This is a genomic window from Paenibacillus pasadenensis, from assembly GCF_002864175.1.
GTDB classification, from domain to species: domain Bacteria; phylum Bacillota; class Bacilli; order Paenibacillales; family Paenibacillaceae; genus Paenibacillus_O; species Paenibacillus_O pasadenensis.
Map to the genome: position 1 here is coordinate 45,001 of NZ_NFEZ01000001.1, position 15,289 is coordinate 60,289.

Here is a 15,289-nt window from a genome sequence, read left to right on the forward strand (position 1 = left end):
TCAGATCCGGAATCTCATACGCCTTCAGCCGGTACACCTTGCCCTTGTTCGTAAAGAACAGCAGGAAGTGATGCGTGTTGGAGACGAACAGATGCTCGACGAAGTCGTCGGACTTCGTGTCCATGCCCATGACGCCCTTGCCGCCGCGGCGCTGGCTGCGGTAGGTCGTGACCGGCAGCCGCTTCACGTAGCCGGAGTGCGTGATGGAAATGATGACGTCCTCGCGCGGAATGAGGTCCTCGTCGAGGATCTCGTCCTCGCCGATCGTCACCTCGGTGCGCCGGTCGTCGCCGAAGCGCTCGCTGATCTCGGCCAGCTCCTCGCTGATCAGATTCAGCACGAGCTGCTCGTCGGCAAGAATCGCCATGTACTCCGCGATGCGGGCCAGCACCTCGTTGTACTCGGACTCGATCTTTTCGCGCTCCAGGCCCGTCAGGCGCTGCAGCCTCATGTCGAGAATCGCTTGCGCCTGCTCGATGCTGAGCGCGAAACGGCTGATCAGCCCCTCGCGAGCCTCGTCGGCCGTGCGCGACGAGCGGATGAGCGAGATGATCTCGTCGATATGGTCCAGAGCAATGCGCAAGCCTTCGAGGATATGCGCGCGAGCCTGGGCTTTTTTGAGATCGAACTCGGTGCGCCGGCGGATGACCTCGATCTGATGCTGCAGGTAGTGGTACAGCATGTCCCGCAGCGTCAGCGTGCGAGGCTCGCCGTTCACGAGCGCCAGCATGTTGATGCCGAACGTCGACTGCATCTGCGTATGCTTGTACAGGTTGTTGAGCGTCACGCTCGGATTGACGTCGCGGCGCAGCTCGATGACGACCCGCATGCCGTTGCGGTCGGACTCGTCCCGCAGATCGGTGATGCCCTCGATCTTCTTCTCGCGGACGAGCTCGGCGATCTTCTCGACGAGACGGGCCTTGTTCACCTGGTACGGCAGCTCATGCACGACGATGCGGGCCTTGCCGCCGTTCTCCTCGATCTCGGCGCGGGCGCGCATCGTGACGGAGCCGCGGCCCGTCGTGTACGCCTGCCGGATGCCCGAGTGGCCCATGACGAAGCCGGCGGTCGGGAAGTCCGGCCCTTTGACGTAATCCATCAGCTCCAGCGACGTGATGTCGGGATTGCGGATGAGCGCCTGGACGCCGTCTACGATCTCGCGCAGGTTATGCGGAGGGATGTTGGTCGCCATGCCGACCGCGATGCCGGACACGCCGTTGACGAGCAGGTTGGGGAACCGGGCCGGAAGCACCGACGGCTCGCGCTCCTCGCCGTCATAGTTGGAGACGAAGTCGACCGTGTCCTTGCCCAGATCGCGCAGCAGCTCCATGGCGATCTTGGACAGGCGCGCCTCCGTATACCGCATGGCTGCGGCCATGTCGCCGTCGATGGAGCCGAAGTTGCCGTGCCCGTCGACGAGCATGTAGCGCATGGAGAAGTCCTGCGCCATCCGGACCATCGATTCGTAAACGGCGCTGTCGCCGTGAGGATGGTACTTGCCGATGACCTCGCCGACGATGCGGGCCGATTTTTTATAGGGCTTGTCCGGGGCCATGCCGAGCTCCGACATGGCAAAGAGGATGCGCCGGTGCACGGGCTTGAGCCCGTCGCGCACATCCGGCAGCGCGCGGCTGACGATGATGCTCATGGCATAATCCATGAACGATTCGCGCATCTCCGTGCCGATATCCCGGTCCTTGATTTGGGAACGTTGTTCTTCCGCCATACTTACCTCCTGTGCGGTCAGGCCTCCAAGCGGCTCTGGCCTGATGATCGCGGCCCGCCTCGCTCGCTGTCCGATCTTATCTGTGTGGCACAAAAAGCGGACAAATAAACGTCGGGACCGTCGAAAAATAGGTGGATGCCGTGCTCCATCCGTTCGCGAAATCCATAAAATAAGACGATGGATCGCGGATAGGACAATACAGTCTATTATAGCATTGATTGATCGCTTACGATATCGGAATTTGCACTAATATCCGGAAGCCGAACCGCCGAAAGCGGCGGAACGGCGCGCTTTTCGGAGACAAGGAAGGATGAGGAACGGTTGGCTATCCAACGGGTTGTGAGCAAGCAGAGAAAGACGGAGGTCCTGCTGCAGTCGGAGAAGCTCTCGCTCCATGTGCCGGACACGAGAGTCTACACGAAAGACTCGCTGAAGGCGATGCTTGACCAATACGGCATGCTGTATATCAAGCCGGATTCCGGCACCTTCGGCAACGGCGTCATCAAGGTGCAGAAGCTCGAAGAAGGCGGCTACCGGTTCCAAAGCGGCACCCGCGTCCAAACGCATGCCGCCTACGATGCGATGTTCCAGTCGCTGGAGCGCATCCGGCCGAAAAAGCGCTATCTGGCGCAGAAGGGAATCCATCTGCTCCGGCACCGCAACCGCCGCTTCGACCTGCGCGTCATGGTGCAGCGGAACCCGGCCGGCGCCTGGGAGACGACCGGCATCATCGGCAGGCTGAGCCACCCGTCGAAAATTGTCACCAACTACCACAGCGGAGGCACGATCACGCCGTTCGAGACGCTTCTGGGCAGCCATATGGACGCCGCCGCGCAGAAGGAGTTCCGCAGCCGCCTCGAGAAGCTCGGCGTCCAGACGGGCGAGCAGCTGGCGACGCGCTGGCCGCGCCTGAAGGAGATCGGGCTCGACGTCGCCGTGGATACGGCGTTGAAGCCGTGGATCCTGGAAGTGAACACGAAGCCGGATCCGTATATTTTCCGCAAGCTGCAGGACAAGGGGATCTTCCGCCGGATGCGGCGCTATGCCGCCGCTTACGCGCCGAAGCGCAGCGCCCGCTGAGGGCGGACGGCCGCTCCGGACCGATAGGTCCGAAAAAAGAGAGCCGGCTCGGGATCGCTCCGGGCCGGCTTTGCTTTGCGGTTTGCGCTAGATGTCGAGGTTCTTGACGTACTTGGCATACTGCTGGATGAAGTCGCGGCGCGGCTCGACGTTGTCGCCCATGAGGGTGTCGAACATGACGTCGGCCTTGATCGCGTCCTCGATCTGCACCTGCAGCATCGTGCGGCTCTCGGGATCCATCGTCGTCTCCCACAGCTGGGAGGCGTTCATCTCTCCGAGGCCTTTGTAGCGCTGCACGTTGACCTTGGCGCCCTCGCCGAACTCGGCGAGGATGTCGTCGCGCTCCCGTTCGGACTGGGCGTAGCGGACGACCTTGTTGCGCTCGATCTTGAACAGCGGCGGCTGCGCGATGTAGACGAAGCCGGCCTCCAGCACCTTGCGCATGTAGCGGTACAGGAACGTCAGCAGCAGCGTGCGGATGTGCGCGCCGTCGACATCGGCATCGGTCATGATGATGATCTTGTGGTAGCGGGCCTTGGCGATGTCGAAATCGTCGCCGATGCCGGTGCCGAGCGCGGTGATGATCGCGCGGATCTCGGCGTTGGACAGAATGCGGTCCAGGCGCGCCTTCTCGACGTTGAGGATCTTGCCGCGCAGCGGAAGGATCGCCTGGAAGTGCCGGTCGCGGCCCTGCTTGGCCGAGCCGCCGGCGGAGTCGCCTTCGACGATGTACAGCTCGCTAATGCTCGCGTCCTTGGAGGAGCAGTCGGCCAGCTTGCCGGGCAGGCTGCTCACCTCGAGCGCGCTCTTGCGGCGAGTCAGCTCGCGGGCTTTGCGCGCCGCCTCGCGGGCGCGGGAGGCGGACAGGCCCTTGTCCACGATTTTGCGGGACACGGACGGGTTCTCCTCGAGGAACTCCTGGAGCTTCTCGGCGAAGAACGACTCGACGATGCCGCGCACCTCGCTGTTGCCGAGCTTGGTCTTGGTCTGACCCTCGAACTGCGGCTCCGGAATCTTGACGCTGATGATCGCGGTCAGGCCCTCGCGCACGTCGTCGCCGGACAGATTGCTGTTGCTGTCCTTGATCGCGCCGGACTTGCGGGCGTAGTCGTTGATGATCCGCGTGAGCGCGCTCTTGAAGCCGGATTCGTGGGTGCCGCCCTCATGGGTGTTGATGTTATTGGCGAACGAGTAGATGTTCTCGCTGTAGCTGTCGTTGTACTGCAGCGACACCTCGACCTGGATGCCGTCCTTGGCGCCCTCCACGTAGATCGGCTGCTCATGCAGCGGCTCGCGGTTGCGGTTGAGGTACTGGACGAACTCGATGATGCCGCCGTCGTAGCGGAACGTGTTGCTGACGCCGGTACGCTCGTCCTCGAGCACGAGCTCGATGCCCTTGTTGAGGAACGCCAGCTCCCGCACGCGGGACTGCAGCGTCTCGTACTCGAAGACCGTCGTCTCGGTGAACACCTCGGGATCCGGCTTGAACAGCGTGCGCGTGCCCGTCTCGCTGCTCTCTCCGACAATCTTCATGTCGTACTGCGGCACGCCGCGGCGGTACTCCTGCTGATAGATCTTGCCGTCCCGGCTGACCTGGACGACGACCTGCTCGGACAGGGCGTTGACGACGGAGATGCCGACGCCGTGCAGGCCGCCCGACACTTTGTAGCCCTCGCCGCCGAACTTGCCGCCCGCATGAAGGACGGTCATGACGACCTCGAGCGTCGGCCGCTTCATTTTGGGATGCTCGCCGACCGGGATGCCCCGGCCGTTGTCGGTGACGGTGATGCTGTCGTTCTCGTGGATCGTTATCGTAATCCGGCTGCAGTAGCCGGCTAGCGCTTCGTCGATGCTGTTGTCGACGACTTCCCATACCAGATGGTGGAGCCCCTTGCCGCTCGTCGAGCCGATATACATGCCCGGCCGCTTGCGGACCGCCTCCAGGCCCTCGAGCACCTGGATCTGGTTCTCGTCGTACGTATGCTGTTGGTTCGTAGACATGCGATGATTCACTGCTCCTCTCGACTGCGCTAAGCAACTGATGCGGGCATGCCGCCTCCGGGTATGCCCTGCCGCCTTATCCGTTGGCGGCGAAGTTGTGGCCGCGCTTCTTCAGCGTGGATGATGAGATGGGGGAGTAATACACCCGGCTCTTGGTGACGACGATCGACTTCGGCTCCTCCTCGCCGATCAGCTCCACGTCCTTGCGCTTCTTGGCGCCGGCGACGAACTGCTTGGAGAGCTTGGAGGACTGCTCGATGGATATGTCGAAGATGGCGACCAGCTCGGATGCCCGGATGATCTTCTCCCCGCCCAGATGGATGTACATCTCCTTCACGCTCCTCTATGCAAAGCCCCGCTAGGAGGCAGAATCGCCAAGAAAGGGCTGAGGCGGCCTATTGGGTGACCTTGCCGCCTTCAACCCGGTAGATGCCCGCGTCGGACAGCCGGCTCGTATTGACGCTCTCCAGCCCCGTCGCGGTTATGAATGTCTGGACCTTGCCCTGGAACGTCTCGATCAGCTGCGTCTGACGGTGCTGGTCGAGCTCCGACAGCACGTCGTCGAGCAGCAGCAGCGGGTATTCGCCGATCTCTTCGCGAATGAGCTCCAGCTCCGCCAGCTTGAGCGAGAGCGCCGTCGTGCGCTGCTGCCCCTGAGAGCCGTATACCTGCGCCTCCTTGCCGTTGATGAAGAAGGCCAGATCGTCGCGGTGAGGGCCCGCAAGCGTAACGCCGCGGCGGATTTCCTGATCTTTTACCTGGGTTAACTTTATCATAAATTGCTCGAATAAAACAGATTCTTCTTCGTCCGCGCCGATGTCGAACGACGGACGGTACTCGATCGACAGCTCCTCGCTCCCGGCTGTGATGCCGGAATGGATGGCGGCCGCCCACGTCTTCAGCTTTTCTATGAATTGTTGCCTCTTTTTCATGATTTTAACACCATGCTCCGCAAGCTGCAGGTCCCATACCTCCAGCAGCCCCGGCTTGACGCCGGAAGGTCCCGTCGATTTGAGGTAATTGTTGCGCTGCACGAGCACCTTGCCGTACTGCTGCAGCGTATGCAGGTAGCCCGGCTGCACCTGGCCGATCTCCATGTCCAGGAAGCGCCGGCGGATGCCCGGAGTCCCCTTGACGATCTCGAGATCCTCGGGAGCGAACATGACGACGTTGAGCGTGCCGACAAAGCCGCTCAGCTTGCGCTGCTCGAGCCCGTTGACCCGGGCTTTTTTGCCTTGGGCGGAATAGGCGAGATCGAGCGTCACGCGGCCGTAGCGCTTGTCCACCTCGCCGTGCACCGACGCTTCCTTGCCGTTCCAGCCGATCAGCTCCCGGTCCTTGGCGGTGCGATGCGATTTCGTCAGCGCAAGCGCGAAGATCGATTCCAGCAAATTCGTCTTGCCTTGGGCGTTGGGGCCGATGAACAGATTCACCTTGCGGTCCGTCTCGAGCTCCAGCTGCTCGTAGTTGCGATAGTTGCGAAGCGCGATCACATTCAGGAACACCGCTCAGCCCCCTGTCTTGAAATGTCCGCCCCAGGCGGACAGCGCCGTCGGCACAGGTTCACGTTCTCTGAACCTTGAAGCTGCCGAAGCCGTCCACCTCTACGGTGTCGCCGTCGTACAGCTTACGTCCGCGCCGGTTGTCGGGCTCGCCGTTGATGACGACCTTCGTTTCCTGGAGGAAGAACTTGGCCTGGCCTCCGGAATCGATGCAGTCGGACAGCTTGAGAAACTGGCCCAGCGCGATGTAGTCGGTCTTGATCGTAATCGTGGTCATCGTGGATGCCTCCTGCGTGATGGGATGGGAAAAGAGGGAGAGCGCAGCGGCGCATGGAAAAGGCGGGCGACCGGAAGGTCGCCCGCCGTGTGCCGCCGCCGCCGCGGAAAATTCAGTTGGTCGTGCGGTAAGGCAGGATGATGTATTGGCTGTTGTCGTGGTCCGCGGGGCGGATGATGATCGGGCTCATCGCGCCGGTGAAGCTGATGACGAGCTGCTCGCTGTCGATGACCTTGAGCGTGTCGAGCATGTATTTGGAGTTGAACGCGATCCGCAGCGGCTCGCCGCTTTGGCGGATCACCTCGAGCTGCTCCGTGACCCGTCCGAGCTCCGAGGAGCTGGAGGAGATCTCGATCGTTCCGTTCTCGAGGGTGACGATACGCACGATGTTCGTCTTTTCCTCGCGGGACATCAGGTAGGCGCGCTCCATCGCGTCGATCAGCTTGCGCGTCTCGAGGACGAGTTCTGTTTTGAACGACTGCGGAATAATCTTGGAGGTATCGGGATAAGTGCCGTCGAGCATGCGGCTGTAGAACAGCGTATGGCCGAGGCGGAACAGCACCTGGTTGCTGGCGACGACGATATCGACGAGGCCGGCTCCATCGGGCACGAGCTTCGACAGCTCGACCATCGTCTTGGCGGCGATGACGACATTGCTCAGCCGGTAGCCGTCAGGAGTGTCGACGCGGGAAATCCGGCTCGCGAGCCGGTGCCGGTCCGTCGCGACGAACTTGAGCTCGCCTTCGATCAGGTTCCAGAGCAGTCCCGTCAGCACCGGCGTCTGCTCGCTCGTCGAAGCGCAGAAGACGGTCTGGCGGACCATCGCCTTGAGCAGGTCGCCGGGCAGCTGCAGCACTTCGTTCTCCTCGATGGACGGAAGCACGGGGAATTCCTCCGGATCCAGGCCGACCATCTGGATGTCGGTCGAGCCGGAGCGGATCATCGTCTGATAGTTGTCGCCGACCTCGATCTGGACGTCCTCCGCCGGCAGCTTGCGGATGATTTCGACAAAAAACTTAGCCGGCATGACGACGCTGCCCGGCTTGTCGACCTTGGCGATGACGGTCTCGTCCGTTTCGGCAGGAATGAAGCTCTGGATGGAGATGTCCGTGTCGCTTGCCGTAAGCGTGACTCCCTGATGGGTCACGTCGAACTTGATGCCTCCGAGAATCGGGATGGCGGGGCGGACCGAGGCGGCCTTGGCGACTTGCTGGATGGCGTCGTTGAGTTCGTTTTTCGAGATGGTAAGTTTCATGCGTTCCTCCTTGAGCGGCTTGGGCGGCACTCGTCCTTGGGGTTCAACCTGCGGCGGAGCCGTACTTTTTTTAGATGATGTTTAGTTAAAAGAAAAAAGCAGTAGTAGCCGTAGGGGCGGTGAATATGTGGATAAGCCCGCCAAAGGGGGATGCGACAAGCCTATCCACATGTGTACAGCTTGTGCATAGGCTTGTCGGTTCTTGTCCCTTTTTCGGGGATAAGATTACATATGATTTTTGACTTTTTCCGTCAGGTTCTGAATGACCTTGAACAGCTCCTGGTCCAGCTTGAGCTGCTTGGAGATCTTCTCGTGCGCGTGGATGACGGTCGTATGGTCGCGGCCGCCGAAAGCCTCGCCGATCTTGGGCAGCGAGTAGTCCGTCAGCTCGCGCGAGAGATACATGGCGATCTGCCGCGGATAGGCGACCGCTTTGGTGCGCTTGCGGGCCTTGAATTCCTCGAGCTTGAGGCCGTAGAACTCGCCGACGCGCTGCTGGATGTCATGGATCGTAATCATCTTGGGACGGCTGGACGGGATGATGTCCTTGAGCGCCTCCGCAGCCAGATGCGAGCTGATGTCCTCGTTGATGAGGCTGCTGTAGGCGACGACGCGGATGAGCGCGCCTTCGAGCTCGCGGATGTTCGTGTCGATCTGATTGGCGATGTACACCATCGCCTCGTTCGGGATGTCCAGGTTTTCCGCCTTCGCCTTTTTGCGGAGGATGGCGATCCTTGTCTCCAGATCGGGCGGCTGGATATCGGTGATGAGGCCCCATTCGAAGCGGGAGCGCAGCCGCTCCTCGAGCGTCGGGATCTCCTTGGGCGTGCGGTCGCTGGAGATGACGATCTGCTTGCGCTCCTCGTGCAGGGCGTTGAACGTGTGGAAAAATTCCTCCTGCGTGCCGTCCTTGCCGGCGAGGAACTGGATGTCGTCGATCAGCAGGACGTCGATGTTGCGGTACTTGTTGCGGAAGCTCTCGCCGCGGTTGTCGCGGATCGCGTTGATGAATTCGTTGGTGAACTTCTCCGAGGAGATGTACATCACTTTCGTGCTCGGGTTGTGCTCCAGGATGTAATGGCCGATCGCATGCATCAAGTGGGTCTTGCCGAGGCCGACGCCGCCGTAGAGGAACAGCGGATTGTAGGCTTTGGCCGGCGCCTCGGCGACAGCCAGCGATGCGGCGTGCGCGAAGCGGTTGTTCGCCCCGATGACGAACGTGTCGAATGTGTATTTGGGATTGAGCATATGCGAAAAGGTCTCTCCCGGCACGGCCGGAGCCGGCTTGACGGGCGGCTGGGCCGGAGTCGCGGGCTCGGGCGGCCGGTTCTCTTCGATGACGAACCGGATATCGACGGATTTGCCGACGAAGTCGGACACCGTCGAACGGACGAGCTTCGTGTAGCGGCTCTCCAGCCATTCCACCGCGAACGTTGTCGGCGCCGTGACGACAAGCTGTCCTTCATCCGAGAAATTGGCTTTCGTCGCCTTGAACCAAGTGTCGAAGCTCGGTTTGCTCAATTTGGTCTGGATGATTGACAGCACTTGCTGCCACAAATCAACGGTATGGCTGTCCACTGACGGTCACTCCTATCCCTGTTGGTACGATGGCAAAACCTGATGCCGCTATGCTAGTCGATTCTATTGGGGTAAGCCGCTCATCCATCCACAGATGCAGGGACTTGTTGATGAAGGTTATACAGAGGGGGATTATGTTGTTCACATTCTTATCCACAGGCTGTTGATAAATCAAGCCGTCATTGCTCTCCGTCCACAACAAAAACAAATCTATCATAGCAAAAGAAAGGCTCTATTTCAACGCGTGGCGGAATATTATCCACAATCGCTACTGCTTGTGTATAAGAGTTATCTACAGCACAAGATATTGTTAACAGCTTGTGCGCAGGTTCGACAGCAGGCGCCAAATCTCTTTTTTATTATGCACATGTTACTAAATTGCGACGCTTCCCGACCCGTTCCTCGGTTATCCACATCCATTTAGATGAAGGGAGCGGGCTGCGGACGGGAAGAGCGGAGCCCTGGAGGTGGTGGACGATCGAGATGCCGGTTGACTTCGCGGGCGTGAAATGGTTAAATGGAAAAAGGCGTTTTTACTTGGGCACGGACGAACAGATCGCTCGTCCAGCCGTTCCGCGGCTTCGCGCCGAGGAGCAGCCGAGTTGGACGAACGACCTTTAAAGCGGGGAGGTGCATGTAATGAGACCGACTTTCAAACCGAACGTGAGCAAGCGCAAGAAGGTTCACGGCTTCCGTAAGCGGATGAGCTCGAAAAACGGCCGCAAAGTATTGGCTGCACGCCGTCAGAAGGGCCGCGCCAAGCTGAGCGCGTAAGCTCTTTTCCTTCATAAAAGCGGCTTAGCCGCTTCAAAGCGAGAATGAACGATAGTTCTGGCTTGTGGAAAAAAGACCACCTGGCGTGGTCTTTTTTTCGTAAGGCAGCGCATATGGCGCCGAGCGGCGCCGAAAACTCATGGAGTCGGTGAACGATGCAAAGAAAATGGCGCCTCAGAAGGCGCGAGGATTTTGCCCGGACGTACCGGGGCGGGAAGTCCTTCGCCAACGGCCAGTTCGTCGTCTACTGGTCGCGGCAGCCGATTGCCGAGCCGTTCCGGCTCGGCATCTCCGCCAGCAAAAAAATCGGCAACGCCGTCGTCCGCAACCGGATGCGCCGCGTCTTGAAGGAAATCGTGCGCAAGCATGCCGACCGGATCTGCGAGCGGACCGACATGATCCTGATCGTCCGCGCGGGCGCGGTCGGCAAGCCGACCGAGGAATTGGAAAAGAACGTGCTCCACGTCCTTCGCAAAGCGGGATTGCTGAAGCCGCGGTGAAAGCTCTTTTCCGAGGCGCAGAGCCGGACGGGCTTGTTTCTTTGCCCCTTTTTGTATGGTATAGTTTAGGTTGAATCGCGACAGGCTGTCAGAGAGGAGATTTACATGTTTTTTTCGCGCTTGGCTTCAAAACGCAAATGGCTCGTCCTAGTCTCCCTGATTACGTTGGTGGCGCTCCTCTCTGGATGCATGCCGAATACGGATCATGCGACGACGACCGAGGATCTGAAGGCGAACGGCAACTGGTGGGAACGCAACGTCGTCTACTACTTCTCCTACTCGCTGGATACGTTCGCAGACTGGTTCGGCGGCCAATACGGCTTCGCGATCCTGCTGATGGTCATCATCGTCCGCACGCTGATCCTGCCGCTCACGCTTAAGCAGTACCGCAGCTCCAAGGCGATGCAGGCGATCCAGCCCGAGCTCCAGGAAATCCGCAAAAAATTCGCGGACAACCCGCAAAAGCAGCAGGAAGAGACGATGAAGCTGTTCCAGCAGAACAAGGTCAACCCGATGGCGGGCTGCCTGCCTCTGCTCATCCAGATGCCGATCTTCATCGCGCTCTACAATTCCATCTACTATAACAGCGACATCAAGACGCATGAATTCCTGTGGCTGCAGCTCGGCGAGCCGGACCATTGGCATATCCTGCCGATCATCGCGGCGATCACGACTTACGTGCAGACCAAGATGATGCAGAAGTCCCAGCCGGACAACCCGCAGATGCAGATGATGAATACGATCATGATGATCTTCCCGATCCTGATCCTCGTCATGGCCTGGAACTTCCCGTCGGCGCTGCCGCTTTACTGGATCTACACGAACATCTACACGATCGTGCAGAACTATTTCCTGTACGTCCGCAACGCGGACAAGAAGGAGCCGAAGAAAGAAGACGGCGGCCAGAACCAGGGCAAGGGCAGCCAAAAGAAAAACAAAGGCAAGGGCAAGGCTGCCGTATCCTCCAAGAACAAATAAGGAGGAGAGGCCGGCCGGCTCTCCATGCATAAAGAATCGATTTGGCGGCAATGGCTCTTACAGTCATTGCTTTTTTGCCATCATCCGGCCTGCGGCTGAGCTCCGACCCTCGGGCCTCCGCCGGACCGATCAAACGAGGTGAATGTCAGCATCATGATGACTCAAGATACGATCGCGGCCATCGCGACGGCACTCGGCGAAGGCGGCATCTCCGTCATCCGCGTCAGCGGTCCGCAGGCGATCGCGAGCGTAGGCGGCGTGCTGCGGTCCAAACAGCCGCTGGCCGAAGCTCCGTCGCATACGGTGACGTACGGGCATATCGTCGATCCCGCCAGCGGCGAGGTGATCGAGGAGGTGCTCGTGACGGTCATGAAAGGTCCGCGCTCCTTCACGGCGGAGGATGTCGTCGAGATCGGCGCGCATGGCGGCCTCATCGCCGTCCGCAAGGTGCTTGAGCTCGTCCTGCGGCAGCCGGGCCTGCGCGTCGCCGAGCCGGGCGAGTTCACGAAGCGGGCGTTTCTGAACGGCCGCATCGACCTCGCGCAGGCGGAGGCCGTCATCGACCTGATCCGCTCGAAGTCGGACCGCTCCTATACGGTCGCGCTCAAGCAGGCCGAGGGCACGCTGTCCAAGCGGATCCACGCGCTGCGGCACAGCCTGATCGAGCTGCTCGCCCATATCGAGGTGAACATCGATTATCCGGAGCATGATGTCGAGGAGATGACGAGCCGGTACATCCGAGACAGCTGCGGCGCCGCGCTGGATTCGATCGAGCGGCTGCTGCGGACGGCGGCCGAAGGCAAGATTTTGCGCGAGGGCATCACGACGGCGATCGTCGGCCGTCCGAACGTCGGCAAGTCCTCGCTGCTGAACGCGCTCGTGCAGGAAAGCAAGGCGATCGTGACGGACATACCGGGTACGACCCGCGACGTGATCGAGGAATACGTGACCTTGTCGGGCATTCCGCTGCGGCTGCTTGATACGGCTGGCATCCGGGAGACGACGGACGTCGTGGAGCGGATCGGCGTCGAGCGTTCCCGCTCGGCGGTCGCGGAGGCGGAGCTGCTGCTGCTCGTGCTCAGCCATAACGAGCCGCTGCACGAGGACGAGCGCGAGCTACTCGGCAAGCTGACTGGCCGACAGGTGATCGTCATCGTGAACAAGACGGATCTGCCGGAGCGGCTCGAGCTGGCCGAGGTCCGCGAGGCGCTGCCGGACAGCCGGATCGTGCCGATGTCGGTGCTGCAGGAGCAGGGGCTCGACGATCTGGAGCAGGCGATCCGGGAGCTCTTCTTCGAGGGCCAGCTGGAAAGCGCCGATTTGACGTACGTCAGCAATGCGCGCCATATCTCGCTGCTGCACCGGGCGACGGATGCGCTGCGCGATGCGGTGAGCGCCACCGAGGCGGGCATTCCGATCGACATGGTCCAGCTGGACGTACGGGCGGCGTGGGAGCTGCTGGGCGAAATCGTCGGAGATACGGCGGCCGACTCGCTGATCGACCAGATCTTTTCGCAATTCTGCTTGGGCAAATAGATTATCCACATGTGAATAACGATAAAGGAAGGCCGGATCAATCGAGAAGATTCGCCGGCAATGGACAGCATGGCGACGGCAGAGGGCAATTCAGGCTAGCGAATGCCGTCGGATGCTGGGTTTGAAACCCTATTTTCATAAAAGAGGGAGAGGCGGGCTGAAAAGCGGCCGATTCCGACCAGGAGGCAATCCAAAATGAATTACGAGGCAGGACAGTACGACGTCCTCGTCATCGGCGCCGGCCACGCAGGCTGCGAGGCGGCGCTGGCGGCGGCCCGGATGGGCTGCGAGACGCTGCTGCTCACAATCAATCTCGACATGGTGGCGTTCATGCCGTGCAACCCGTCCATCGGGGGACCGGCCAAGGGTCATGTCGTCCGCGAGATCGACGCGCTCGGCGGCGAGATGGGACGGAACATCGACAAGACGTACATCCAAATGAGGATGCTCAATACGGGGAAAGGCCCGGCCGTGCATGCGCTGCGCGCGCAGGCGGACAAATTCCTCTATCAGCATACGATGAAGAAAACGATCGAGGAGACGCCGCATCTGACGCTGCGCCAAGGCATGGCGGAGGAGCTGATCGTCGAGGACGGCGCCTGCGTCGGCGTCATCACCAAGACCGGCGCCGTGTATCGCGCCAAAACCGTCGTCGTGACGACCGGCACGTATTTGCGGGGCAAGGTCATTATGGGCGAGCTGATCTACGAGAGCGGTCCGAACAACCAGCAGCCGTCTGTGCGGCTGTCCCAGTCGCTCAAGGAGAACGGCTTCGAGCTGGTGCGCTTCAAGACGGGCACGCCGCCGCGCGTCCATAAGGACAGCATCGACTTCGGCAAGATGGAGATCCAGCCGGGCGACGAGAAGCCGAAGTTCTTCTCGTTCGAGACGGAATATGCGGACAACGAGCAGCTGCCGTGCTGGCTGACGTACACGTCGGAGGACACGCATCGCATCATCAACGAGAATCTTCATCGCGCGCCGATGTTCTCGGGCGTCATCGAGGGCACGGGACCGCGCTATTGCCCGTCGATCGAGGATAAGATCGTGCGGTTCGCCGACAAGCCGAAGCATCAGATCTTCCTCGAGCCGGAAGGCATGAATACGTCGGAGTATTATGTGCAGGGCCTGTCCACGAGCATGCCGGAGGACGTGCAGCTCGGCATCCTGCGCTCGATTCCCGGCCTGGAAAAGGTCGAGATGATGCGCACCGGCTATGCGATCGAGTATGACGCGGTCGTGCCGACCCAGCTGTGGCCGTCGCTGGAGACGAAGGTGCTGCCGGGCTTGTTCACCGCCGGCCAGATCAACGGCACGTCCGGCTACGAGGAGGCGGCCGGACAAGGCGTCATCGCCGGCATCAATGCCGCCCGCAAGGCGTTAGGCAAGGAGCCGGTCATCATCGAGCGCTCGCAAGGCTATATTGGCGTGCTCATCGACGATCTGGTGACCAAGGGCACGAACGAGCCGTATCGCCTGCTCACCTCCCGCGCCGAATATCGGCTGCTGCTCCGTCATGACAACGCGGATCTGCGCCTGACCCCGATCGGCCGCGAGATCGGCCTGATCAGCGAAGAGCGGTACGCCAAGTTTCTGGAGAAGAAAGCCCGCGTCGAGGAAGAGCTTGCCCGCCTGAAGACGATCAAGATCCGTCCGGAGGAGGCCGAGGCGATGCTGCAGGCAGCCGGCTCCGCTCCGCTTCAGTCCACGACCGACGCGCTTACGCTGCTGCGCCGTCCCGAGCTTTCCTACGCCCATCTGGAACCGTTCGCTCCCGCGCCGTACGAGCTGAGCGAGGACATGAAGGAGCAGGTCGAGATCCAGGTGAAGTATGCCGGCTATATCGAGAAGCAGCTCGCTCAGGTAGAGCGGCTCGGCAAGATGGAGAAGAAGAAGCTTCCGGAAGGCATCGACTACAGCGCCGTGCATGGCCTCGCATCGGAAGCGAAGCAGAAGCTCGCCGCCATCCGTCCGCTGAATATCGGACAGGCTTCCCGCATCGCGGGCGTGACGCCGGCCGACATATCCATCTTGCTCGTGCATCTCGAGCAGTTCAACCGCGCCGGCGCGGCGAGGGCATAA

The 15,289-nt window shown here is 60.8% G+C and carries 13 protein-coding genes (1 of these 13 cut by a window edge); 6 read left to right on the plus strand and 7 right to left on the minus strand.

Annotated elements, in window-relative coordinates; translation table 11 throughout:
- On the minus strand, nt 1-1,726 hold the 5' portion of the coding sequence (gene gyrA, locus B8V81_RS00225) for a DNA gyrase subunit A (RefSeq protein WP_028597996.1). 773 nt of this gene lie to the left of the window's left edge; 1,726 of the gene's 2,499 nt are visible here — the first part of the coding sequence; the start codon lies at nt 1,724-1,726; its stop codon lies off the left edge, out of view.
- Nucleotides 1,727-2,047: 321 nt separating this feature from the next.
- Here gyrA and B8V81_RS00230 point away from each other — a divergent pair, with 321 nt between their 5' ends.
- Nucleotides 2,048-2,806 (plus strand): YheC/YheD family protein, encoded by a 759-nt coding sequence (locus tag B8V81_RS00230; protein ID WP_028597997.1) that lies wholly within the window; start codon nt 2,048-2,050, stop codon nt 2,804-2,806.
- An 87-nt stretch (nt 2,807-2,893) separates the two neighbouring features.
- On the opposite strand, the gene gyrB is transcribed toward B8V81_RS00230, so the two are convergent.
- The 6 genes from gyrB to dnaA form a co-directional block, all read right to left on the minus strand.
- Nucleotides 2,894-4,807 (minus strand): DNA topoisomerase (ATP-hydrolyzing) subunit B, encoded by a 1,914-nt coding sequence (gene gyrB, locus B8V81_RS00235; RefSeq protein ID WP_028597998.1) that lies wholly within the window; start codon nt 4,805-4,807, stop codon nt 2,894-2,896.
- A 76-nt stretch (nt 4,808-4,883) separates the two neighbouring features.
- Complete coding sequence (gene remB, locus B8V81_RS00240; RefSeq protein ID WP_028597999.1) at nt 4,884-5,135, minus strand: extracellular matrix regulator RemB; 252 nt, start codon at nt 5,133-5,135, stop codon at nt 4,884-4,886.
- Nucleotides 5,136-5,202: 67 nt separating this feature from the next.
- Nucleotides 5,203-6,312, minus strand: a complete 1,110-nt coding sequence (gene recF, locus B8V81_RS00245) for a DNA replication/repair protein RecF (RefSeq protein WP_028598000.1) — start codon at nt 6,310-6,312, stop codon at nt 5,203-5,205.
- Nucleotides 6,313-6,370: 58 nt separating this feature from the next.
- A complete protein-coding gene (gene yaaA / locus B8V81_RS00250; protein WP_028598001.1) occupies nt 6,371-6,586 on the minus strand; it encodes a S4 domain-containing protein YaaA in 216 nt (71 codons plus the stop codon).
- A 112-nt stretch (nt 6,587-6,698) separates the two neighbouring features.
- Nucleotides 6,699-7,841, minus strand: coding sequence for a DNA polymerase III subunit beta (gene dnaN / locus B8V81_RS00255; RefSeq protein ID WP_028598002.1), 1,143 nt, complete (start codon nt 7,839-7,841; stop codon nt 6,699-6,701).
- Nucleotides 7,842-8,066: 225 nt separating this feature from the next.
- Nucleotides 8,067-9,419, minus strand: coding sequence for a chromosomal replication initiator protein DnaA (gene dnaA / locus B8V81_RS00260; protein WP_028598003.1), 1,353 nt, complete (start codon nt 9,417-9,419; stop codon nt 8,067-8,069).
- Nucleotides 9,420-10,058: 639 nt separating this feature from the next.
- Between dnaA and rpmH the strand changes: the two genes are divergently transcribed.
- From rpmH to mnmG, 5 genes are all read left to right on the plus strand, one after another.
- Nucleotides 10,059-10,193, plus strand: a complete 135-nt coding sequence (gene rpmH / locus B8V81_RS00265) for a 50S ribosomal protein L34 (RefSeq protein WP_084136787.1) — start codon at nt 10,059-10,061, stop codon at nt 10,191-10,193.
- A 155-nt stretch (nt 10,194-10,348) separates the two neighbouring features.
- The gene (rnpA, locus tag B8V81_RS00270; RefSeq protein WP_028598004.1) at nt 10,349-10,693 is read left to right on the plus strand and encodes a ribonuclease P protein component; all 345 of its coding nucleotides are present in this window, start codon (nt 10,349-10,351) and stop codon (nt 10,691-10,693) included.
- A gap of 105 nt (nt 10,694-10,798) precedes the next feature.
- Complete coding sequence (locus tag B8V81_RS00275; protein ID WP_043111057.1) at nt 10,799-11,671, plus strand: YidC/Oxa1 family membrane protein insertase; 873 nt, start codon at nt 10,799-10,801, stop codon at nt 11,669-11,671.
- A 156-nt stretch (nt 11,672-11,827) separates the two neighbouring features.
- On the plus strand, nt 11,828-13,207 hold the full coding sequence (gene mnmE, locus B8V81_RS00280; protein ID WP_028598006.1) for a tRNA uridine-5-carboxymethylaminomethyl(34) synthesis GTPase MnmE: 1,380 nt from the start codon (nt 11,828-11,830) through the stop codon (nt 13,205-13,207).
- Between the two features lie 195 nt (nt 13,208-13,402).
- The gene (mnmG, locus tag B8V81_RS00285; protein WP_028598007.1) at nt 13,403-15,289 is read left to right on the plus strand and encodes a tRNA uridine-5-carboxymethylaminomethyl(34) synthesis enzyme MnmG; all 1,887 of its coding nucleotides are present in this window, start codon (nt 13,403-13,405) and stop codon (nt 15,287-15,289) included.

Coding starts and splice junctions, on each gene's coding strand:
- mnmG (WP_028598007.1), top strand. CDS start 13,403: ATGAATTACGAGGCAGGACAGTACGACGTCCTCGTCATCGGCGCCGGC.
- gyrB (WP_028597998.1), bottom strand. CDS start 4,807: ATGTCTACGAACCAACAGCATACGTACGACGAGAACCAGATCCAGGTG.
- rpmH (WP_084136787.1), top strand. CDS start 10,059: ATGAGACCGACTTTCAAACCGAACGTGAGCAAGCGCAAGAAGGTTCAC.
- mnmE (WP_028598006.1), top strand. CDS start 11,828: ATGACTCAAGATACGATCGCGGCCATCGCGACGGCACTCGGCGAAGGC.
- dnaN (WP_028598002.1), bottom strand. CDS start 7,841: ATGAAACTTACCATCTCGAAAAACGAACTCAACGACGCCATCCAGCAA.
- remB (WP_028597999.1), bottom strand. CDS start 5,135: ATGTACATCCATCTGGGCGGGGAGAAGATCATCCGGGCATCCGAGCTG.
- rnpA (WP_028598004.1), top strand. CDS start 10,349: ATGCAAAGAAAATGGCGCCTCAGAAGGCGCGAGGATTTTGCCCGGACG.
- yaaA (WP_028598001.1), bottom strand. CDS start 6,586: ATGACCACGATTACGATCAAGACCGACTACATCGCGCTGGGCCAGTTT.
- B8V81_RS00275 (WP_043111057.1), top strand. CDS start 10,799: ATGTTTTTTTCGCGCTTGGCTTCAAAACGCAAATGGCTCGTCCTAGTC.